Source organism: Nostoc sp. DedQUE09, assembly GCF_034530915.1.
Taxonomy (GTDB): Bacteria; Cyanobacteriota; Cyanobacteriia; order Cyanobacteriales; family Nostocaceae; genus Nostoc.
The window spans coordinates 45,382-68,842 of sequence record NZ_JAVRCE010000012.1 but is presented as its reverse complement, the minus strand read 5'-3'; the positions used below and the strand labels follow the sequence as shown (position 1 = coordinate 68,842).

Below are 23,461 nucleotides of genomic sequence, written 5' to 3'. Positions count from 1 at the left end.
ATGATTTTTGAATTCTGTTTTATTCAAATACAACAGCAAGATTAAAGGAGTTAGCTGATGAGTGAGATGCTTAATACAGGAGTACGTTGGACAATTCATGATGTGGAACTATTCGCAGAAAATGAAGGGACGCGCTACGAGATAGTTGATGGAGAATTATTTATGACCAGGGCACCTCACTTTAAACATCAGCAAACTTGTGGCAGAATTTTCCAACAGCTTAACATTTGGTCAGAGTCTACTGGTTTAGGAGAAGCTGTAATCAATCCCGGCGTTTTGTTTTCAGAATCAGATAATGTGATTCCCGATGTAGTTTGGGCTACTAAAGAAACCTTGGCGCTAACATTGGATGAAGCGGGACATTTAACTGGCGCACCAGATTTGGTAGTCGAAGTCTTGTCTGAAAGTAAGTCAGACGAAAGACGGGATAAGGAAGCAAAACTTAAACTTTATTCTTCCAGAGGAGTAAAAGAATATTGGATTGCTGATTGGCGATCGCGTAAACTAGAGGTCTATCGGCGCGAACAAAGTCAACTGAATTTGGTAGCAACCCTATTTAGTAATGATAATATAATTTCTCCGCTATTGCCTGGTTTTAGCTGTACTGTAGACCAGTTTTTTCCTGTATAAATTTTAGGTTGAATGGAAAAACAGCTTTTATTCTTTTCCCAAAACACAATCTGTATAATTTATTGTTCAGATATCGCCTTGCACCAATAACTAACTTTTCTCCTCATCAAGGCGATATCTCTAGCTCGTCAGTTTACATTAAGAAAAACTGGGAATTTCAGACTTGGAATCTTGTGATGTAAGAGTTGACTGTAAAGGTACAGTTTTTTGGTTTTTGGCAGACAGAATTACAGATAGCAGCTTAGGCAGTGCTAGACAGACAACAGTATTTAACAGCGTCAGAAATATACCATCTATCAAACTCATATATTAATCTTCTCCGTTTGAAAACTGGTGTTGACTATATTTTTAGTTTGAAGCAAAATCAGTAGAATTGCGTAAAAACAAAATTTGGATTTCTTTTAGTGAATATAAGATAAATATATATATATTTATCTTATAGCCAGCCAATTTGATTTTTGAAAGCATCTAAGTATATGTAGGAGATGTTATCGCGTAGCCTAAAGTCGTTTGTCGCCGCTCAAACCTACTTGTAATCCTAGTTTGCTTAGAGATATTGCTGATTGTCCGCACCCAGATGGGAATAAGACAGCAAAATTTTTGTCTACGTATAATACTCGCAATTTATCGTACATTTTCATGTACATATTTCTTTTTGGGAATAATGCAAGAGCTATTTATATTCTTTGTTTTTGGTATTTCCCCTTGATTTTTTGAATGCAGCGTCATACCTCTACTTTTTATGTCTTTTGACTTCCTGCTCTGAGATGTCTTAGGAGGTCAAACCCCCTATTTACCAGATTATATCCTCGCAGAAGTCAGATATCTGAGTCTCTAGAGAGCAAATTAAAATTGCCATATCTATTGCCATATCTATGAAATTAGAGCTAGATATGAATGCAAAAATCTGATTTTTATCTATCAAAAGGATGAGATATAGGTATAACAATTTCCTATATCTAAAGAAACTAAATGTTTATTTTTAACTTAAAAGTATACTTCTGACAGAGGATGTTAAAAAAAATTAGACATAGTAAATTAAAATCAATAATAATCAAAGTTCCTAAACAATTCAGGCAAGTGTGCTATACACGTGCTTGGAACACCCTAAAACTTTGTTAAAATCAGCAACACACAAACTATGAACTCTACCACCGAAAAACGTATCGCCTTGATTTCCGTCCACGGAGACCCAGCGATTGAAATAGGGAAAGAAGAAGCAGGGGGACAAAATGTTTATGTGCGTAATGTGGGTGAAGCACTAGCGCAGCTGGGATGGCAAGTTGATATGTTTACCCGCAAAGTGAGTCTGGAGCAAGACTCGATAGTTGAACATAGGAACAATTGTCGAACTATCCGTTTAAAAGCTGGCCCCCTTGAGTTTGTGCCGCGAGATGAAATTTTTGAATATCTGCCAGAATTTGTGGATAATTTCCTCAAATTTCAAGTAAAAAATGATTTTACATACGAGTTAGTTCATACTAACTACTGGCTTTCTAGTTGGGTGGGGATGCAGTTAAATAAAATCCAACAGAGCAAACAGGTTCACACCTACCACTCCTTAGGAGCAGTCAAGTACAACACTATAGAAAATATTCCTTTGATTGCTAGTCAGCGATTAGCAGTGGAAAAACAAGTGTTGGAAAAAGCAGAGCGAATTGTAGCGACAAGTCCGCAAGAACAGGAACACATGCGATCGCTAGTTTCCACAAAAGGCAATATCGACATCATTCCCTGTGGAACAGATATTCAGCGCTTTGGCTCCATTGCACGAGAAGCAGCCAGGGCTGAATTGGGAATTGATAAAGAAGCCAAAGTTGTATTATACGTGGGGCGCTTTGACCAACGCAAAGGTATAGAAACTTTGGTACGGGCGGTAAACAAGTCTAAACTACGCGACTCGAAAAATATCCAGCTAATTATTGGTGGTGGTAGTACTCCAGGTAACAGCGACGGCATTGAACGCGATCGCATTGAGCAAATCGTCAACGAATTGGGAATGAGCGACTTTACCACCTTTGCGGGTCGTTTGAGTCAAGACATTTTACCTACTTATTACGCCGCTGCCGATGTTTGCGTTGTTCCCAGCCACTACGAACCCTTTGGATTAGTGGCGATCGAAGCTATGGCAAGTGGTACACCAGTAGTAGCAAGCGATGTCGGCGGACTTCAGTTTACTGTAGTTAACGAAAAAACTGGTTTATTGGCTCCAGCGCAAGATGTAAATGCTTTTGCTTCTGCGATTGACCGAATTCTCTTAAGTCCAGAATGGCGAGATGAATTGGGTAAAGCTGGTAGAAAGCGCGTCGAAACTAAGTTTAGCTGGGATGGTGTCGCAAATCAACTGAGTGAACTTTACACCCAATTGTTGCAGCCACAACCAGTAGCGGCAACAGCAAAAGAACTAGTACAATCAACCGCCGAATTAGTGCAATCAAAAGCAAAAGAACTAGTACACTCAACTACAGAGCTAGTGCAGTCAGCAGCAAAAAAGCCAGTTTTAGCTGCTAAATAATGCTTTTGCATAACAGATAATGGTGAGTGAGTAACTCGGATAAAATTTTGGGTTTAAATTTGGCAGCGTAGGCGTAGGCGTAGCCTCTCCAAGAGTTGCCCGCCGTAGGCATCGCTTGAGCTTGGAAAACTCAACACCAACAACAAACTGTATAAAAAACGAACTTATCAGTTAAACGCAGAACCTTATCTTACGATAATTTCTGCGTTTTTTGATTCGCAGCTATCACCAAAGCAAGTAACCGCTATGATAGTTGAGGTCTGTTATGCTTTAACTAAACAAAAATAAAAGCATAGCGATCGCTACCATTTGAATGTTAACAACTAATCGCTTTGCAACCAGTTGACTTTACCACTCTCACAGCTGCTTGTAGCGAAATCCGCGCTAACTGGCTACCATCACGTTTAGAACAGGTTTACCAGCGCGATCGCTACACGATTGCTATGGCATTACGCACCCTGCAACAGCGAGATTGGCTACAGATTTCTTGGCATCCCCAAGCTGCACATATTTGTATTGGCGATCCGCCACCGCGATCGCCAGATACCTTTACCTTTAGCCAACAATTAATACACCAATTGGGTGGTTTAGCACTGGTGGCGATTGAAGCGATCGCTCCTTGGGAGCGTGTGATTGATTTACAATTTGCCCGTCGTCCTGGAGAAAGCGCTCTATATCATGTCTATGCAGAAATCATGGGCAAGTATAGCAACGTCATTCTCACCGACGCTAACAATATAATTATCACCGCCGCTCATCAAGTCAGTCAGCAACAATCTAGCGTCCGTCCCATCCAAACCGGACAATTTTATGAAACACCACCGAAACTAACTGGAAGTGTCCCCTACTTGAGTGAATCTCAAGAACGTTGGCAAGAACGGGTAAGTTTAGTACCAGGAGCAATCAAGCGGCAATTGCTCAAAAGTTATAGTGGTTTGAGTGCTGCACTAGTGGAGTTAATGCTGCTAGAAGCAAATATCGCACCAGAAACATCCACCGATACACTCAATCCCGATGACTGGCGACGGTTGTTTGAGCGTTGGCAAGAATGGCTGCAAGCCTTAGATTCCAAAGAATTTCAACCCGCTTGGACAAAAGATGGTTACACCGTAATGGGTTGGGGTGCAGTTGAAAAGGTCAAAAATATCCAGGAGTTGCTCAACCGCTACTACAGTAACCAAATTGACCAACAGTTATTTTCCCAATTGCGCCATCAGTTGAGTCAGAAATTGAATAATATTTTGACGAAATTACGCAATAAAGCTCAAACCTTTCAGACGCGCTTGCAGCAATCAGATCAAGCCGATGAGTATCGGCAAAAAGCTGATTTATTGATGGCTCATTTGCAAAACTGGGAACCAGGGATGAAAGAAATTATCATTGCTGATTTTGAGACAAATTTGCCAGTAGCGATCGCTCTCCAGCCAGATAAAAATGCTGTCCAAAATGCCCAAAGTCTTTATAAACAGCACCAAAAGCTGAAACGCGCTCGTGCTGCTGTAGAACCGCTATTATTGGAAGTGCAGACAGAAATTGAGTATTTAGAGCAAGTAGAAGCTGCGATCGGCCAAATAGATAACTACCAAACAGCAGAAGATTTGCGAGCTTTAGAAGAAATCCGTGAAGAATTGATTGGGCAAAAGTATCTGGAAGATCCAGAATATCGCAGCCGCAGTGCCAATGAACCCCCCAGCACCAACTTTCATCGTTACCTTACTCCCAGTGGCTTTGAAGTATTAATCGGTCGTAACAATCGCCAGAATGACCAATTGACCTTCCGGGTAGCAGGGGATTATGACCTATGGTTTCACGCTCAAGAAATTCCAGGGAGTCATGTATTACTACGTTTAGAACCGGGTGCTGTGGCAGAAGAAGCTGATTTGCAATTTGTAGCTAATCTCGCTGCATACTACAGTCGTGCCCGTCAAAGCGATCAAGTGCCAGTAGTTTACACTCAGCCAAAACACGTCTACAAACCTAAAGGAGCAAAACCGGGAATTGCCATTTACAAGCAGGAAACCATACTTTGGGGAAAACCACAATTAGAATAATTCAAAATTCAAAATGACGCTCTCTACTTCACCAAAACCTAAATCAGTTATTTTAGTTTTCTCCGCTTGCTTTTTTTGGGTGCAAATTGATTAAATCAATCAGCTTTGATTTGCCCGTAGATATTAGCAGTTTTTTTTTCTTGGTTATGCATCTGCTTTTTCTAAATGGGAATTTACTGTGCCTTCAAGATGATGTATTTTTTGATTTTGAACATATATAACAGCTTGCTTAAGTTGCTTACTGCCCAAAGAGAATATACCATATCCTTCTTGCCAAGCAAATTTTTCTGATGTAGGGCAAAGATTGTGGTTGAAATGGTGAGAACTACTTCCTTTAATTTTTTTCACAAACTCTGCGATCGCGATTGTTGGCGGGATAGATACTACTAAATGTATGTGGTCTTCAATACCTCCAATGGCATGGAGTATACAATTTAAACTATTGGATTTATCAATGATGTAATTATAAAGCTCAGTTTTTTTATTGGAGGTAATTAGAGGTTGGCGTTCTTTTGTTGCCCAAACAATATGATAATAAAGTCGCCACAGAGACATATATTTTTTAAATTTTGTATTTACTTACATATATTTATGTTTCCCATATTGCTCGAAAAAATTATCATATTAGCAGTGTCCATCAGCCAGAAGGCAGCAGCCAGGGAATGAAATTCCCTGTCTGAAAGCTAAAGTCGTCTGAAGACGACTATATGAAACTAGTGAATAATTAAACCAAGTTTTTTCTAGTCCTCTTCTAGAGGACTTGCACCATTAGACAGGGAATTCTATTCCCTGGCGGTCTGGTTGGTAAACCAATGAATTTGGTTAGCGGGACGCCCCCCAATACGGTTCGGATAAGCATTTTTCACTTTCCTTATGATCTGGGGAATGGGTTTGCGGGTAAAGGGGAAAGGATGTATTCAAAACCTTTCCCCTTTCCCCTTTACCCTTTAACCGAACCGTATTGGGACGCCCCCGACTAAAACCCATCAAACCCTGGTATTATTGGCGCATCTTCTTTAATTTTACGCGGTTTCCACCCCACAATAGTTAAAACGAATACCCCTCCTCTCAATTCGGTAAACCCTCTACCCGCATTAAATCCAATTCCCGTTCAAATATTTCATCAATCGGCAACATTTGACCATCAGCAGTCATAAATTTATGGTCTTTTGTTGCCCGAATCAATGAACCATCTTCCAAACAATATTCAAACACCTCTTGTTGCCCGCGATCGTGCCACTGTGCTACAGGTTGCGTATAAATATTTCCATTATTATCAACACTGTACACACTACATTCAATGCCTTTTTCAACAATTTCTCCAATCGGCATTAATCCATATTCTACAGTCAATATTTCCGTGTCATAGCTTAAACAATATTCAGCAAACTTTAACATTTGCTCAAATAATTCATCCGCAACTTTTTTGGGAACACCGTTTTTCGCTGCACCATCGACGAATTTTTCTCGCTGCTTTTGCATCTCAGAAACTTTCTTTTTACCCATCGCGCGGCGCAGCAAGTCAGCTTGTCCTAAAGAATATCCAGCCATATCTTGAGCAATTTTCATAATTTGCTCTTGATAGACCATAATTCCATAAGTTTCATCTAATATTGGTTCTAAAACAGTGTGTTGATAATCAATATTTTCTCGACCATGTTTACGGTTAATAAACTTAGGAATCAGCCCTGCATCTAATGGCCCTGGTCGATAAAGTGCCAAAATTGAAGAAATATCTTCTATATTAGAAGGCTTCAAATCTCGCACTATCTGACGCATCCCAGAAGATTCTAATTGAAATATCCCTTCTAACTCACCTGCTTCTAATAATTCATAAGTTTTTTGTACATCTTTTGGTAAAGTGCTATGTTCACCTTTAGCTAATATCTTCTGGGCTTTTCTTTCCTGGCGCGGAATTTCATCAGGATCAACCCGATACCCTCTAGTTTCTTGAATCAAATCAAGGGTTTTTTGAATCAATGTCAAGTTCCGTAAACCCAGAAAATCCATTTTCAACAAACCCATTGATTCCAAGTCTTCCATGAAATACTGGGTAATCACAGAACCATCATTATTCTTCTGTAGCGGCACAATTTCATCAAGTGGTTCGTCTGAAATCACTACGCCTGCTGCATGAACACCAAAAGTTTTGTTGGTTCCTTCAATTCGCATCGCCATATCAAGCCAGTGGCGAACATGGGGTTCTCTATCATATTTCTCTTTAAACTCTGGTTCTGGAGTTTTATCGGAAACCATCACCTTGAGTTTCGTTGGTTTCCCCCGCACTACAGGAATTAATTTTGCCATTTTGTCAGCTTCCCCATAGGGAATATTCAATACTCTGGCAACATCTTTCAAAACGGCTTTAGAAGTTAGACGGTTAAAAGTAATAATTTGGGCAACTCTATCTGCACCATATTTTTCAGTTACATAATCAATAACTTTATCCCGTTGTTCAATACAGAAATCTGTATCAATATCAGGCATGGATTTCCGTTCTGGGTTCAGAAAACGTTCAAATAGTAGCCCATGATGCACAGGATCAATATTAGTAATTCGCATCGCATAAGCAACTAACGAACCAGCCGCCGAACCCCGACCTGGCCCTACGGGAATATTATTATCTCTAGCAAATTTGATGTAATCCCATACAACTAAAAAGTATTTGGAAAAACCCATCTGCTGAATCATTTTTAGTTCGTATTCCAATCTTTCTTTATAGACGGAATCGACTTCCTGGCGAGATTTGCGATTTAAGCGTTCTAACAGTCCACTCCATGCAACATCTTCGGCGTAAGTGTCAGCAGTATGGCCAGAGGGAATGGGAGGCGTAGGAATCTGAGGCTCACCCATAATATGGTAAGGCTCGACTTTATCAGCGACTTCTTCAGTAGTTGCGATCGCTTCCGCAATAACATCATCCGGCAAATGGTCGCGAAATAGCTGCCGCATCTCCTCACCAGATTTGAGATACTCTGTGCCGCTATAACGCATCCGCTTATCTTCAATAATTAGCTTGCCAGTTTGAATACATAGCAAAGCGTCGTGGGCTTCAACGTCAAAACAAGAAATAAAATGTGAATCATTAGTGGCAACAATTTTAATTCCTAGCTCCCGCGCAATTTTGACTATTTCAACATTCACAATTCGGTCTTCTTGGGAGCCGTGGTCTTGAATTTCTAAATAATAATCATCACCAAATACCTCTTTATACCACTGAGCAACTTTACGGGCTGCATCTGGTCTATTACTGAGAATTGCTTGGGGAACTTCTCCACCCAAACAAGCGCTGGTGACAATCAAGCCTTCATGATATTGTTTTAATAAATCTTTATTAATACAAGGACGAGAAAAAATTCCTTTACCTTGAACACCTTGGAGGTGAGAAATTGTGGTTAATTTGACTAAATTTTTGTAACCTTTGGTATTTTTAGCTAAAACTACTTGATGATATTTTGGTCGGCGTTCTTGTTTCTCAATATCGCCATTAATTACATACATTTCATTGCCGATAATCGGCTTAATATTTTGACTACGGCAGATTTTGATCAGTTCAACGGCTCCATACATGACACCATGATCGGTAAGGGCGATCGCTTTCATTCCCAATGCGATCGCTTGATTCACCAACTCTGGAAGCTGACTTGCCCCATCAAGTAGACTGTAGTCACTGTGAATATGTAAAGGAACAAAGGACATAAGCATCTCCAACCATAAGCCAAGATCCCTCTAGGGGCCTACCTTGTGGTATACCCTTTCGAGCCAGATTTTGCAAAGCAACGGAATCTTAGATTAACAGTTTTTCACCAAAATTAAAGCTGTTCTTTTTCAGGAATTATCACTATTATGAGTGTTGTTTTAATAGTTACAGCAGTTAACCAGTATCTAGCCAATGAGTCAAACAGAGAGAACTACTTCGCCTGAAACCAAAGCTAGCCCTTGGTGGCAGCGTATCCCTCTCACGTTGCAAATTCTCATCGCCTTAATAGCGGCAGTCAGCGTCGGAATTGCCCTTGGTGCAGGGAATCCCAATCCCAGCAATGCTGCCTTAATCAACAATTTAGCAATTCCGGCTGAATTAGTGCTAAAGGCTCTCCGCGCCTTGGCTACACCCCTAATTCTGGTAGCGGTGCTGCATACTTTGATGACTACCAATATCCCTGGTACAGCCGGACGGCGTCTGGCAGTGCTACTTTTAACCAATACTACTGTAGCCATTTTGGTGGGGCTGTTCGTAGCTAATGTACTGCGTCCGGGGACTTGGGGCAATGTAAACACCTCAATAAGTACGGCAATTACTGCTCAGAGTCTCGACCCTTGGGGAATACTCAAAGATGCTGTACCGGAAGCCGTCCTCAAGCCATTGGTTGATAATAATGTCATCCAGCTGATTGTGATTGCCCTGAGCTTTGGTATCGTCCTGCGGGGATTAAAATCTGAACAAATCGCTCAAGGCAAGAATGGATTCCAGCCGATAGAGGATGTCATCGGAATTTTATTTGAAGCGGTAGTCTGCATCCTCAACTGGGTAATTGCCTTAGTGCCGTTTGCAGTCTTTGGGATTGTAGCTAAAACTATTGCGATGCAGGGCTTTGCACCATTTAAATCTTTGGGTGCATTTATCGTCGCTGTATTGTTAGCACTAGTATTGCAGGCGTGCTACTACCTGATCAGAGTAAAATTTGGTTCTTGGGTACACCCACTAAAATTCCTCGCTGGTGGTTCTGATGCCTTTTTGACAGCTTTCTCAACTTCTTCCTCTGCGGCGGCAATGCCCATAACCTTTGAGGTTTTGCAAACAAAAGTCGGTTTAAAGGAATCTTCTGCTGCTTTAGGAGCATTAGTCGGGGCAAATTTCAATAATGATGGCACTGCTCTCTATGAAGCAATGTCTGCGTTGTATATTTCCCAACTGATTGGACAACATCTGAGTCTGACACAGCAGTTAATTGTCATCTTGACCTCGATTTTTGCATCGGTAGGTGCGGCCAATATTCCTAATGCGGGATTGGTAACGATGACACTGGTGTTTACTTCTGTCGGCTTACCTACGCAGTACATCGCTTTGCTAGTTACTGTAGACTGGTTTTTGGATCGCTGCCGCACCGCAATTAATGTTATGGGAGATATGACTGTCAGTGCTTTACTTGATGGCAAAAAGCCACGTTCTGTAGACGAGGCTTAGTTTGCCAGCTTTTAGTTGAGTTCAGCAGCCTTTCAAATATCTAATGCTGTTGAGGTCCTTTGGCGTCACATGCTTTAGTCCAGCAACGTTCTAAAAGTTGTAGACGCCAGATCAATACAAAGCGTTGGGGATTCAATACTAATTTAGTATCCCGACTAAATAATGGCTGGTTCAAATACTGCCAAAGAGGAAATTTAATTTGGGTGTGTTTTGAAGTCATAAGAACAAGAAAAATAATATAAAAGTTGTGTCTAGGAATTACCTAATACTGTTTTTCTAGTTAAAGGCTACCCTGCGTTTTTGCTATTGTCTTTGTGGCAATTGCGGAATTCCAGCAAGTGAATCTATGTTGTTTACGCTTTAATACTGAAATTGCACGCGCGATTTTTCTGATTCTAGATCGCCAAGCCGTTGCTGCCATTGAGATTAGATAGGTAAAAAATTACTTAATTAAACATCATTGATGTTGATTTTTTTATTTTGAATTGCTTTTCATTCCACTGTTACCACCCGCCGAATTTTGTCGCTACGAAACCCGATCGCCATTGGACGACGTACCCCCAAAAGTGCTACCAGCAAAGCCAAACTCGCCCGTACCTGAGTTGAGTAGCCAGAGTTTTTCCTGATGCCAACGCGGGGAGTGGAGCATAGACAGCCTCTGCAAGGTATTTATAGAACCCATATCGAAATCTGCAATTCTCAATATTGCGTGAGATTATCTTCATTACACAAGTCTTGAAGTCTATTTGTAGCTTAGACTACTATTTTTTCTTGTTCAGGAACGACTATTTAAGTTTGTATGTAAATTTATGTAACTTGTTATTTTATCCAGTCATAGATAAAACACAATCTTCAACGTAGTCTAATGTAGTACTTTGAAGGAAGAATAATCATGGCTAATCCAGTTTTTACCGATATTTTTGATAGCAACCTAAACGACAATAACACCACAACAGGTACTAATTTAGACGATGTAATCCTTGGTGATAATGGGAACGACATTCTAACAGGCTTGGCTGGTAACGATCTTCTGTTCGGCAATAACGGCAACGATACAATTAACGGTGGATTGGGCAACGATATAATCAACGGTGGAAATGGCAACGATATTCTTATCGGTGGTGCAGGTACTGACACAATAACTGACGGCGATGGCGACGATATCTACAAGTACTTCAGTACTTCTGAAAGTCAGGTAGGTGTGACACGGGATATTCTCACAGATTTCACATCAGGGTTTGACAAGATCGACTTGTCGGCGATAGATGCCGAACTCTTAACTGCTGGCGATCAAGCCTTTAAATTTATCGGTACTGCTGCCTTCACTGGAACTGCTGGCGAAGTACGCTACTTTACGAGCGGCAGCAACCTATTCGTTCAGGCAGAGATCAATAACGACGGTAACATAACCGCAGATTTAGAAATTCAACTGAATGGAGTGGCAACGATCGCTGCGACTAGTTTCATCCTTTAAGCATTTAGGGTTCGTTTTTAGCGATGTCTATGACGGGCTACGCCTACGCATTTAGAGGATGTTTTAAAAGGGTCTTTTGCTCTTATACCGAGACTTTTAAGACATCCTCTTAGACTTCAGCTTAAAATTGCTTAAGTTTTGTCGATTAACCACAAAAAAATTGGGACGGGCAAGATACCCATCCCACAAGAAAAAAGAATTTTTCTCATCAAAAGCCTTGGTTATGTTAATAGCTAAGGCTTTTTCGTTAAGTTAAATTTCTCACTATTTAATAATGAGTGCCCGTTTTACGATGGTTGATGGCAGTAACAGCATCAGGCTTGAGTAATTTCCCTTCGTCCACAGTTGCATACACAACCCAGTGATCGCCACATTCCAGACGTTGGTTGACTGAACATTCCAAATATGCTGATGAATCGGTGAGGATGGTACAACCGTTATCTGCAACTGCTGTACTAAAGTTGGCAAATCGATCTTCCCCAGGCGCGAAAGATTTACGGAAATGCTTCATGTAGTCTTGATGATTGCCTTCAGGTAGAATATTTAAGGCAAACTTACCGCCTGGATACATCAAAGATTCGATCGCTCGCTCTTTAGCGATCGCCACTGTTATTCCAGGTGGGTTGAAGGTAGCTTGAGAAACCCAAGCGCCTAACATTGCGGTAGACACTTCTCCTTGTTTCGCTGTCACCACGCAAACGGAACCAACAATCCGACCAACAGCCTGTTCTACTGGAGTAGCGGCTTGTTGGGGTAGGCGTACCTTTTTAGCCTTTTTCAGTGCTTGGGCAAAGTCTGTACCTAATTCCTCACAGAATTTGAGAGTGACATCATCAGGTTTAAACTTCACCTTCAGGGTGTCAAAACCAAAGCGATATCCAGCATCCCGGAGTTTACCTTCGATTAAGTCAAATGCTTCGCCACTCCAGCCGTAGGAACCAAATACCCCAGCGAGTTTACTGTTGTCACCACTCGATAACACAATCCCTAAAGCAGTATGAATGGGAGTTGGCGCATGACCACCAATGGTAGGAGAACCGATGATAAAACCCTCTGACTGTGCGAGGTTGATGCGAATTTCATCAGGGGTAGCAAATTCGCAGTTGATTGATTTGACTGCGACTCCACCTTTAGTTAGTCCCAGAGCGATCGCTTGTGCTAAAGTCGCTGTATTCCCGTAAGCTGAAGCGTAAAGTAGGGCAACAGAAATCTCGCGATCGTTGTGAGAACGGCTCCACTCTCCATAAGCTTTGGTGAGTTCGATTAAGCTGCTGCGTACTAAAGGCCCATGACCTACAGCATACATTCTCACCTGCAAATCTGATATTTTCTCCAAAGCTGCTTGCACATGAGGAGTTTGGGGAGCCATCAGGCAGTTAAAGTAGTAACGCTGATCTTCTTTGAGCGCTTCCCAGTTATCATCAAACACCTCATCACCACAAAGATGAGTTGCAAATAACTTATCTGTGTAGAGAATTTGGGTTTGCTGGTCGTAGGTACAAAGTCCTTCCGGCCAACGTGGGCTGGGAGTGGGCAGGAATTTCAAAACATGACCCTTGCCTAAATCCAGAGTTTCTTTCCCCCGCATCACCAAGACATTTAAATCTTGCTCTAAGAAAGCAGCACGCAAATTGTTCGCACCAGGAAGAGAACAGACAAAAGTTACCTGTGGTGCCAGTTCTAAAATTGCTTTGAGGGTTGCAACTCGATTGGGGCTAAAATGACCCAGGATTATATAATCCAAACTTTGTAAATCTAAAGTCTGCCGCAATGCCTCTAAATAAATTTCGGTAAAGCTTTCTGGCGGTGGATCAATAAGTGCGGTTTTATCAGCTTCAATTAAATAGCAATTGGAAGTAGTACCTCTTTCAAGTGCGTATTCAATTTCAAACCGCAGACGTGACCAACTACGCGCTCTGATAGCTTTAGTATTGGTAGCAATTGGTAAAACTTGTACGTCGCGTGGCTTGGAATTGGTCATAGCTGTTGGATAAAGTTAGGGAACAGGAAATAGGGAATAGGTTATAGGGTATAGATCATAGGAAACAGGGGATAGTTTTCTTTGCTGTCCCCTGTCACCTGTTACCTCTTGCCTCTTTCTTAGTAGTAATTACCTACTTTGCGATGGCGAACGGCTGTCAATCCATCGTTTTTGGAGACACGACCTTCTTGCACAGTGCAGTATAAAATCCAGTGGTCGCTGCATTCCATGCTGGTCTGTATTTCACATTCCATGTATGCCAGAGCATCAGTTAGAATCGGCGAACCGTTTTTCGCGGTTTGAGTTTTCACTCCCGCAAAGCGATCAGCACCAGGATGCAAGCGCTTGAGGAAATGTTTCTTGAGTTCTTGATAATTGCCTTCTTCTAAAACGTTGAGGACGAAGCGATCGCCTACTTGCATTAAGGAATCAATGGCGCGGTCTTTCGCAACGGCAATTGTGAATCCTAATGGTTGCAAACTCGCTTGTGTTACCCACGATGCCAGCATTGCACTTGAGACATTATCTTTTTTCGTCGTGACTATATATAGTCCACTACTAATCCGACCTAATGCCTTTTCCATGTTGACATCAAGGGACTTGATTTGCTTGATGTTGCGATCGCGCACCAGCAATTGTCCGATGTCTTTACCCGCTTCTTCACACAACTGGAATGTTGAGGCGCTGGGAGTCTCTTTAATCCGAATGGGTGGGAAAGCTTCTTTGATACCAGAGTTGAGAAATTGTCTGCGGATTGTATCAATGGGTTCATCATCCCCACCGTAACATTCAAACAGCCCAATCAGTTGCTTGTTTTTGGCGACAGCTAGCACCGAACTGATACTAGCTTGGGCGGCAGCGGAAGTTGTCGGGGGCATACCAATAATGATGCCTGCTGCTCTCCCGGCTAGTTCTTGAATTTCTTGGCTTTCAGCAGTACTCAGATCCAGTACTTCTACGCCAACGCCAGTTTTCAGGATACCTTCGGCAATTGCGTGACCAAGACGCTCGCCATAACCATATTCTGAGACAAAAAACAAGCCAACTGTTGTTTCTGCTTTAGCTTGTCTTTGGCTCCAATTTTCGTAACACCCAGTCAGAACATCTAAATGGTGGTATAATAATGGGCCGTGACCATTTGCGATAATATTAATCTTTCCGAGATCGCCCATCCGCTTCATCGCATTCAGCAGCGAACGAGCGTTAGGACCCATCAAGCAGTCGTAGTAAAATCTAAAGTCAGCTTCAATCGCTTCTAAATCTTCATCGAAGGTGCGATCGTCACAAAAATGCATCCCAAAAGCATCACAGGTATAGAGAATTTGGGTTTTGCGGTCAAAGCTAAAGATTGTATCCGGCCAGTGCAGGTTAGGCGCACTCACGAATTCCATTTCGTGTCCTTTGCCGATATCGATGCGATCGCCAGTTTTCACAACCCGCTTGGAAAAAGGATCGTGTACTAAGCCTTCCAAAAACTGAAGCGCAACTTTTGAGGCTAAAACAGTAGCTCTAGGAGCTAACTGGAGGACATCTTCTACTAAACCGCTATGGTCTGGCTCTGTGTGACTAACAATTATGTAATCAATTGTTTTGGGATTTACAAGACCTTTAAGGGTCTCTAAATACAGATCGCGAAACTTCTGGTGAGAAGTATCAATTAAAACTGTTTGTTCGCCCCTAATTAGATATGAATTGTAGGTTGTACCGTTTTGCAGTCCGAATTCGATATCAAAGCGATCGCGATCCCAGTCAAGAGAGCGAATCGCCGTTGTGTTAGGGGCAATTTCTACAGTTTGTATAGTTAGCCGATGTTGAGCGTTCTCTGCGTTGGCCTTGCCGGTCGTAGACATCGCTACCATTATTCGTCTCCGAGCGCAAATTAACAGGTTTTTCTTCTGCCCCCATTCTCCCTATTATTTTTATTTGAAGTTGTAATGAATATCAGTTTTTGAAAAGTTTAACTTGTATCAATTATTGCTGTTTTTTAGCAAAAAATATGACTCAAAAAATTTACCAAATATTAATCTATACCTAAATTTTACTGAATGCTTATTTTGGATATTTATCTGGTTTTATCTTAATCCAAAAATATCATAACGATTATATTTTTAACTAGAAAAACATAATTTAAACAATATTAGATTACTGACCAAGCTACAAACTCAAAATTACTTATAATGCTTAATATCGTCAGAGTATATATTTATTAAATAGAAACATTTATTTTTTTTGGTACTCCCTTAATTAGAAAAAGTAGGAAAGGTAGGAAAGGTAGGAAAAGTAGGAAAGGTAGGAAAGGTAGGAAAGGTGTGACAAATCTGATTAGGTTCCAAAAATCATCAAACAAGCTGCTAGCATTAGTTTATTCAATGGATATTCAATATGTTGTTGCCTTAATCATAAATATGATGGCATAGAATATAAACTTTATGTAAAGTCGATAAAACAGATATTTTTTTAGAGATAATTAAGTCAAATTTCCAGAAACTAGTTGAATAAAAAGGAACTAGGCTTGTATATCTTCTTCTGCTCATCCAAATGGAAACTAGCGTCAAAAGGATTTTTAAAGTTTCGATAAACCTCCGTAAGCACAGGAATAATGTTAGGAATTTAATGATACAGTCCTTTATTATCGACTTTAAACATTAATCAAGATAACGCCAACAAATTTTCTTGTTATAGGTATAAACTACAGCTTTAGTCTATCTGATAAATTTACCTATATAGATTAATGATGTAATCTCGATATGCCTAAATTTTTATAAAAATCCATTGTTGATGAAAAACTGCAAACTTTAATAGTGTTCTCAAGCCAATACTTATCGTGTAGCAGCCTTATTAGACGCCAACATCCTTAATACTTGTAGTCGCTTTTTTAGAATGTATGATCAAATACCTAAGTAATGCAGTGTACAGACGTAAATAGATACAAAAATTGATTGTCAAAAGGTTATTGTTTATGGGATGCCGATTAAAAGTGTTTCTCACAGAAGAAGAAAAGCTGACTTTAGAAGAGTTGAGAAAAGCCAAAGATGTTCCTCAACGTACTAAGGATCGCGCTCAAGTTTTACTGTTGAATACTCGTGGCTTAAAAAATGAGCAAATTGCAAAAGGCTTGAATTGGGCGATTTCAACAGTGCGTCAAACCCTTCATCGTTGGGAAAAAATGGGTTTAGCAGGTTTATGGGATGCTCCTGGTCGAGGAGGAAAACCTCGATATTCGGAATCAGATTTGGTTTATCTAGAAAATTGTTTAGCTCAAGAGTCAGAGACTTATAACTCTAAACAATTAGCAAAAAAACTAGCATCTGAACGTCAAGTAAACTTGAGTGCAGATCGACTACGACGGGTACTGAAAAAAAGGGGAAGAAGGTTTGGAAGCACACGCACGCAAACCCAGAAACAGCAAGCATAATTAGCTAACTAAACCATCTTGGACTCGAATAACTTGCAATACTTTTTGCTTAAGGGGGAAAAGGGAAAGGTTTAGGTTTACCTTTACCCCAAGTCCAATAAGCTTTCCTCAGAGCAAAAGAGAGATTGTTGAGTTTATCCGAAAAGTATTGGAATTACTCTTTTCATTTGAGATGCGATCGCTAGATCGTGAATGACCATCACGATTATCTTCTTGACAAATTCCTGCTTTTTGCAGAGAGAGTGCTTGTTGTTGCTTTACTTCTGCACCGGCTTAATCGATATCTTTTTGGCAGGTTTTTGCTTTTTGCAGAGATAGTGCTTGTTGCGCTTCTTTGTGTTAATTGGGTTTAACTGAACGGTATTGCTATAAGCTAACGCGCCTACATATTGCACTATTCTCTGTGTAGACGGTCATTAGTTATCAGTCACTTGTACTGAGCGTACCCCTCCGGGGAAGCAAGCTACGCGTAGCGTCTCGCAGAGAAGCCGAAGTATTAGTCATTTGTGTTTACCAAGGACAAAGGACAATTGACTTAGGACAACCTCACCCAGTTGATGTGCAATCTTATTTGCGTAACAGCTTATATCATGTCCGCCTAATTAGTTATGATTTCCACAGTCATTGCACCCTACCCCTTAATCCCCTCCCCGCTCTTCGGGAGGGGAGACGAAGCGTAGCTTTGGCGGGGTGGGGTTCTTCGGGTTTAGTAAGTAATCAAGCGAACATGATATTATTAGCTGTTGAACTCAAATTAGCTGTGCATTATAGAAAATTATCATGGGAGTTTCCCATAAAACAAAGTCCACTTACACATCACAGTGTCAAGTGGACTTGTTAACTATTTTTAGTGGATCCGAGCAGAGTCGAACTGCTGTCCAAATTGGGTATTGACCCCCCGCTCATTCACAGGTTTAGCCTTTCTAATCCTCAAGGCGGGAATCGTTCATTATCCCGAACGTAGGATGCTCTGATTTAATCTTAGCTAGCAAGCCAACCAGAGAACGCTTACTAGAGCATCCGTTGGGGGTTGGTCTTCAGTCCTTAACGGAGTCAAACTAAAGACGCTCGAACCTGTAAGAGGTTTTTAGGCAGCTGCTACTAGAGCAGGCTTACGAGCAAAGCTAACGATGTTATTCGCATTTACTTTTTGTTTGAGCCTTTGATTTTCGAGAGGAGACTCACTCTCGACCTGAATCACAGAGCAGCGTTCGCCAACCTGTCGAAACCGTGACGGACCCATGCGCTTCATACTTCGATTATAATACGCAATTCTGCAAATGTGTTAATAGACAAAAATTTTTGCTTTATGCAAGTGCTGCTGAGAAACACATGGTGTCTTGGTAGGAGCTTGGCTGGAGATCATCATTATAGTTGGCACACAGGGTGATGTTTTTGTAGCCGTTTTCCTTTAAACACATGATAAATTCGTCACGCCCAAACCAATGTAGGGGAAGATTTTGTAACTCTGTGGCAACGAGTTTGCTGTCTTTCCATTTTTCGTAACGAATCACAGTCGTGTTAAGTTGATTAAGCCAGTCTATCCGAGATGTAGATTGCAAAAGGATTGTTGATCCATCAGGGCAGTCAATTGGCGATCGCTGTTTAACAATGTTCTCTGTTTTAAAATCTTCGATGGGCAACTCTAAATCAATAAAGATTCGCCCTTGTGGTTCCAGATGTCGAGCAAAAGCTTGTAGAGCGGACATAGCAGCAGTTCGGTTTTCAAGCAGCATAAATGAGCCGAAGGAAACTGCGATCGCATTAAATTTACCAGGAATTTCAAGATTTTTTACACAACCTTGATGCAGAACAGGATTTAAATTTCGATCGCTACAGTGCTTTTGACAAGCAGCCAGCATATCTGGTGAAATATCAATTCCCTCAATATTGATACCAGCTTCTAGCAGTGGAATGAGTAATCGTCCCGTCCCAACCATCGCCTCTAAAATTCTGCCACCAATTGACGAAAGGTGTTTTATGTAGTAACTAACATCAGGATAATCTCGATCGATGGGCTTGGTTATTTGATAAACTTCAGTACATAAAGGCCCATACACCGTCAATGTCATCTAGTTAAAAGTCCCAAATACTAAAATAGCCAATTGCTAATCTTAAAATAATTAGCAATTGGCTATATATTACAACGCACTACAAATAAATAATTAGTTATACCCTAAGTTAGTGCTTCAGCACCGCCCACAACCTCAAGAAGTTCTTGGGTAATTGCAGCTTGTCGAGCTTTGTTGTAAGACAGCGTGAGGGTGTTAATCAGTTCACCAGCATTTTCACTAGCATTACTCATAGCTGTCATCCGCGCTGCTAGTTCGCTAGCTGCTGATTCTTGTAGCGCCCGCAATAGCTGGTTACTTAAATACAGGGGCAATAAAGAATCGAGAATCTGTACGGGATCTTGCTCAAAAATCATGTCAGGAGCCAACGTGCGGACTTGGCTAGTCACTTTCTCCCGTTCTACTTCAAATTTACCACCACGGGTTGTCAAGCGGAAGATTTCATCATCGCCTGCTTCTAGACCTTGGGGATCGAGGGGCAGTAAGGTTTGTACCACAGGACGGGAGCTAACTAAGGAAATGAATCTGGTATAGATTAATTCGATGCGATCGACTTCTTCTGAAAGGAACAAGGAAAGTAGTTGATCGGCAATCTGATTGGCTTCTGCTGCGGTGGGAATTTGCTCTAAGCCGCTGTAGGTGGCATCAATTGGCTGATTGCGGCGTTGAAAGTACTGTGTAGCTTTGCGTCCGACGATCACAAATTGATAGTCTAAACCTTCTGCCTGGATTTCTTTAACGCGGTTTTCTGCACGACGGATAACGTTACTATTGTAGCCGCCGCATAGACCACGATCGCCTGAAATAACCAACAACCCAACTGACTTAACTTGGCGTTTTCTCAGTAGAGGTAGGTTTGCTTCTTCAAAGCGCAGACGGCTTTGCAAACCATACAATACTTGTGCCAAGCGATCGGCAAAGGGGCGAGTTGCTAGCACTTGTTCTTGCGCCCGGCGCACTCTAGCCGCAGCTACGAGACGCATGGCTTCTGTAATTTTTTTGGTATTTTTGACCGACTGAATGCGATCGCGTATTGCTTTTAGATTGGGCATATTCTTGTCCTTAGTCCTTAGTCATTTGTCATTTATCCTCTCTTACAAAGTTCTGAGCGGAGGAAACCTCCGATCAGACTTTGCGCTTTGTCACTAGTCATTAGTTATTTACCAATGACTAATGACTAATGACTGATGACTAATTACGCTGCTGCTTTGAAGGTCTTCTTGTATTCGGTAAGTGCTTCCTTTAAGGCAGCTTCTTCTGCATCACCTAGTGCTTTGGAGGCTCTTACTCCTTCGGCATACTTACCAGTCTTTAAGTATTCCCGCAGACCTTGGGTAAAGGTTGTGACTTTATCTACAGGCACATCATCCAAGTAACCATTAATACCAGCGTAAAGAATTGCTACTTGCTCGTATACTGAGAGTGGCGAATTTTGTGGCTGCTTGAGAAGTTCGCGTAACCGTTGACCCCGTGCCAACTGGTCTTGAGTGGCTTTATCTAAGTCAGAAGCAAATTGAGCGAAGGCTTGCAGGTCGTCAAATTGGGCTAGTTCCAATTTAATTTTACCGGCAACTTTTTTCATTGCTTTGGTTTGCGCCGCAGAACCCACGCGGGATACAGAAATACCTGGGTTCACAGCCGGACGGATACCAGCGTTGAACAAGTCAGAAGATAGGAATATCTGACCATCGGTAATAGAAATTACGTTGGTGGGGATGTATGCCGAAACGTCACCAGCTTGGGTTTCGATGATTGGTAGGGCGGTCATGCTGCCTTTACCTAATTCGTCACTTAGCTTTGCTGCTCTTTCTAGCAAGCGGGAGTGAATGTAGAATACATCTCCGGGGTAAGCTTCGCGTCCGGGTGGACGACGCAGCAACAGGGACATTTGGCGATAAGCTTGGGCTTGCTTGGAAAGATCATCATAAATTACCAGGGTAGCTTTGCCTTTGTACATAAAGTACTCAGCAATAGTTGCGCCTGTGTAGGGAGCTAGGAATTGCAAGGTTGCTGGGTCACTGGCGTTAGCAGCGACGACGATGGTGTAGTCGAGTGCGCCTTTTTCTTGCAATGTCTGCACCACGTTAGCTACGGTGGAAGCCTTTTGACCGATCGCAACGTATACACAAATTACATCTTCTTCTTTTTGGTTGATGATTGTGTCGATTGCGATCGCAGTTTTACCTGTTTGGCGATCCCCAATAATCAATTCCCGTTGACCACGACCGATAGGAATCATTGAGTCAATAGCTGTGATCCCCGTTTGCATGGGTTCGTGTACTGACCGACGAGCAATGATACCGGGTGCTGGAGATTCAATCAAACGGCTGTCTGAGGATTTGATGTCTCCTTTACCATCAATGGGACGACCCAAAGCGTCTACAACTCGTCCAATTAAGGCTTCTCCTACTGGAATCTGGGCAATTCTACCAGTAGCGGTTACGGAACTACCTTCTTGAATTTCTAACCCTTCACCCATAAGCACCGCACCCACGTTGTCTTCTTCCAAATTCTGGGCGATGCCAACTGTGCCATCTTCAAATTCTAAGAGTTCCCCAGCCATAGCCTTTTCCAGACCATAGATCCGGGCAATACCGTCACCTACCTGTAGGACTGTACCAACGTTAGCAACTTTGACCTCTTGATCGTATTGCTCGATTTGTTGTTGGATAATGCTGCTAATTTCGTCAGGTCTAATTGATATGCTCATGTGTCTATCTTGTTTGCTTTCGAGACGGAAAAATTAATTCAGTTAGAGGTTAAGAGTTAGGAGTGATGAGTTAAGAGTGAGTAGTGATGCGTTAAGAGTGATGAGTTAAAAAAGTAAAGGTTAAAAGTTAAAAGTCAAAATAAATTATTGTTTACTTAACTCCTAACTCTTAACTTCCAACTCCTAACTCCTAACTTCTAACCTCTAACTCCTAACTTCTAATCCTAACCTTCTAGCTATTAGTTAAGCGCAATGAAAGGCGACGCAGCTGACCCCTGATACTGGCATCAATTACCTGCGAACCTACTTTAATGATCACACCACCAATTAACTCACTGTCTACCCTGGTTTCTAGTTCTACCTGGCGAGCATTAGTTATGGCAATGACTTTTTCTGTAATTGCCTGCTGTTGAGCTTCTGTGAGGGGAACGGCTGAAACTACTTCCGCTAATACGGTTTGATTCAGCTGCCGCAACAGCGCCAGATATTGTTGAAAAATCGATTCCAAGAATGCAATGCGGCGTTTGTCTACTAGTACCAACAAAAAGTTGCGTAAGTAGGGGTTAGAGCCTTCACCGAGTATTTGTTTGATGAGAGCTTTTTTGTTCTCAGCCTGAATAAACGGGTTGCTGAAGAAGTTTTGTAGCTGTTTGTCTGCTCTTAAGAGTCCCAGTAAAGTACGCGCATCTTCCCCGAACTCTTCTGTCAAATTTTTCGATTGCGCTATTGACAAAAGTGCCTGTGCGTAAGGTTGGGCTACTTCGGCTGACGCTACCTGACTTGTCATACATTGCCTCCCAGTTGTGCGATGCTGCGATCAATTAAACTTTGTTGAGCATCGTCAGCAATCCCGCCTTTGAGTTGTGATTCGACTTTCTGCAATGCTAGTGTAGCAACTCGTTGCCGCAGTTGAGCGATCGCTCGCTCTGTTTCGGTGTTTAAATCTGCTGCTGCCGTTTGTTTCAGGCGTTCTACGTCTTGCGCTGCTTTCGCTAACAAGGCTTCTTTCGTCTTTTGGGCGTTTTCTGTAGCAGATTGGCGGATGCGTTCTGCCTCTGCCTGAGATTGCTTCAATTGCTCTTGCGCTTGGGAAAGGGCAGTCTTTGCCTCTTTTAAGCGCCCTTCTGCTTCCTGAATTGCAGTGGCAATATTGGATTGTCGCTCGTTCAGGATATTGCTTAAAACCTTACGTCCGAAGTAGAATAATATGCCAATCAGAATCGTTAGATTGATCAGATTGGTTTCAAAAATGTCTAGGTTTAGACCGAAACCACCTTCTGCTGCGCCTTCTGCCAATTCAGAGTGAACAGCGTTCGCTTCTGCGGCAAGTAATAAGAATGTGCCCATGATACCCATTTACAAGTGCGCTGCTCGCTTGCTAATACGTTGTATTTTCCCAAGGGGAAATAAAGTATCTTTATCTCGTAG

The 23,461-nt window shown here is 41.8% G+C and carries 16 protein-coding genes, 1 other RNA gene and 1 pseudogene; 6 read left to right on the top strand and 12 right to left on the bottom strand.

The window, feature by feature from the left end; all coding sequences use genetic code 11:
- Window positions 1-66: 66 nt before the first annotated feature.
- Window positions 67-630: a Uma2 family endonuclease gene (locus RMY27_RS10250; protein WP_416212327.1), complete on the top strand. Its 564-nt coding sequence runs from the start codon at window positions 67-69 to the stop codon at window positions 628-630.
- 138 nt (window positions 631-768) lie between these two features.
- Here the strand turns inward: RMY27_RS10250 and RMY27_RS10245 are convergent, their stop codons facing one another.
- Window positions 769-936, bottom strand: coding sequence for a hypothetical protein (locus RMY27_RS10245; RefSeq protein ID WP_322662811.1), 168 nt, complete (start codon window positions 934-936; stop codon window positions 769-771).
- An 835-nt stretch (window positions 937-1,771) separates the two neighbouring features.
- Here RMY27_RS10245 and RMY27_RS10240 point away from each other — a divergent pair.
- Window positions 1,772-3,007, top strand: a pseudogene (locus tag RMY27_RS10240) (glycosyltransferase family 4 protein); the annotation flags it as partial.
- A gap of 470 nt (window positions 3,008-3,477) precedes the next feature.
- Entirely contained in the window at window positions 3,478-5,196 is a 1,719-nt protein-coding gene (locus tag RMY27_RS10235; RefSeq protein ID WP_322662807.1) for an NFACT family protein, read from the top strand.
- A gap of 144 nt (window positions 5,197-5,340) precedes the next feature.
- Here RMY27_RS10235 and tnpA read toward each other — a convergent pair whose 3' ends face one another.
- Together tnpA and RMY27_RS10225 are read right to left on the bottom strand one after the other, a co-directional pair.
- Window positions 5,341-5,751 carry an IS200/IS605 family transposase gene (tnpA, locus tag RMY27_RS10230; RefSeq protein ID WP_322662804.1) on the bottom strand — a complete coding sequence of 137 codons (411 nt, stop codon included), beginning with the start codon at window positions 5,749-5,751 and terminating at the stop codon, window positions 5,341-5,343.
- A 513-nt stretch (window positions 5,752-6,264) separates the two neighbouring features.
- Window positions 6,265-8,895 (bottom strand): DNA polymerase III subunit alpha, encoded by a 2,631-nt coding sequence (locus RMY27_RS10225; RefSeq protein WP_322662802.1) that lies wholly within the window; start codon window positions 8,893-8,895, stop codon window positions 6,265-6,267.
- A 193-nt stretch (window positions 8,896-9,088) separates the two neighbouring features.
- Between RMY27_RS10225 and RMY27_RS10220 the strand changes: the two genes are divergently transcribed.
- On the top strand, window positions 9,089-10,381 hold the full coding sequence (locus tag RMY27_RS10220) for a dicarboxylate/amino acid:cation symporter (protein ID WP_322662801.1): 1,293 nt from the start codon (window positions 9,089-9,091) through the stop codon (window positions 10,379-10,381).
- Window positions 10,382-10,907: 526 nt separating this feature from the next.
- Here the strand turns inward: RMY27_RS10220 and RMY27_RS10215 are convergent.
- Window positions 10,908-11,063, bottom strand: a complete 156-nt coding sequence (locus RMY27_RS10215; RefSeq protein ID WP_322662800.1) for a DUF4915 domain-containing protein — start codon at window positions 11,061-11,063, stop codon at window positions 10,908-10,910.
- Window positions 11,064-11,273: 210 nt separating this feature from the next.
- Between RMY27_RS10215 and RMY27_RS10210 the strand changes: the two genes are divergently transcribed.
- Window positions 11,274-11,855 carry a calcium-binding protein gene (locus tag RMY27_RS10210; RefSeq protein WP_322662798.1) on the top strand — a complete coding sequence of 194 codons (582 nt, stop codon included), beginning with the start codon at window positions 11,274-11,276 and terminating at the stop codon, window positions 11,853-11,855.
- 268 nt (window positions 11,856-12,123) lie between these two features.
- Here RMY27_RS10210 and RMY27_RS10205 read toward each other — a convergent pair whose 3' ends face one another.
- Both RMY27_RS10205 and RMY27_RS10200 read right to left on the bottom strand, forming a co-directional pair.
- Complete coding sequence (locus RMY27_RS10205; protein ID WP_322662796.1) at window positions 12,124-13,836, bottom strand: diflavin flavoprotein; 1,713 nt, start codon at window positions 13,834-13,836, stop codon at window positions 12,124-12,126.
- 119 nt (window positions 13,837-13,955) lie between these two features.
- Window positions 13,956-15,695: a diflavin flavoprotein gene (locus RMY27_RS10200; RefSeq protein ID WP_322662794.1), complete on the bottom strand. Its 1,740-nt coding sequence runs from the start codon at window positions 15,693-15,695 to the stop codon at window positions 13,956-13,958.
- Between the two features lie 1,100 nt (window positions 15,696-16,795).
- Between RMY27_RS10200 and RMY27_RS10195 the strand changes: the two genes are divergently transcribed.
- Window positions 16,796-17,251, top strand: coding sequence for a helix-turn-helix domain-containing protein (locus RMY27_RS10195; protein WP_289795030.1), 456 nt, complete (start codon window positions 16,796-16,798; stop codon window positions 17,249-17,251).
- An 848-nt stretch (window positions 17,252-18,099) separates the two neighbouring features.
- Here RMY27_RS10195 and ssrA read toward each other — a convergent pair.
- The 6 genes from ssrA to RMY27_RS10165 form a co-directional block, all read right to left on the bottom strand.
- Window positions 18,100-18,492: a transfer-messenger RNA gene (gene ssrA, locus RMY27_RS10190) on the bottom strand.
- Window positions 18,493-18,558: 66 nt separating this feature from the next.
- A complete protein-coding gene (locus RMY27_RS10185) occupies window positions 18,559-19,323 on the bottom strand; it encodes a class I SAM-dependent methyltransferase (protein ID WP_322662793.1) in 765 nt (254 codons plus the stop codon).
- 104 nt (window positions 19,324-19,427) lie between these two features.
- Window positions 19,428-20,375, bottom strand: coding sequence for a F0F1 ATP synthase subunit gamma (locus tag RMY27_RS10180; RefSeq protein ID WP_322662790.1), 948 nt, complete (start codon window positions 20,373-20,375; stop codon window positions 19,428-19,430).
- A 143-nt stretch (window positions 20,376-20,518) separates the two neighbouring features.
- Window positions 20,519-22,033 (bottom strand): F0F1 ATP synthase subunit alpha, encoded by a 1,515-nt coding sequence (gene atpA, locus RMY27_RS10175; RefSeq protein ID WP_322662789.1) that lies wholly within the window; start codon window positions 22,031-22,033, stop codon window positions 20,519-20,521.
- A gap of 232 nt (window positions 22,034-22,265) precedes the next feature.
- Window positions 22,266-22,820 (bottom strand): ATP synthase F1 subunit delta, encoded by a 555-nt coding sequence (gene atpH, locus RMY27_RS10170; RefSeq protein WP_322662787.1) that lies wholly within the window; start codon window positions 22,818-22,820, stop codon window positions 22,266-22,268.
- Window positions 22,817-23,389 (bottom strand): F0F1 ATP synthase subunit B, encoded by a 573-nt coding sequence (locus RMY27_RS10165; RefSeq protein WP_322662785.1) that lies wholly within the window; start codon window positions 23,387-23,389, stop codon window positions 22,817-22,819. Before RMY27_RS10165 ends, atpH begins: the two co-directional genes overlap by 4 nt.
- Between the last annotated feature and the right edge of the window lie 72 nt (window positions 23,390-23,461).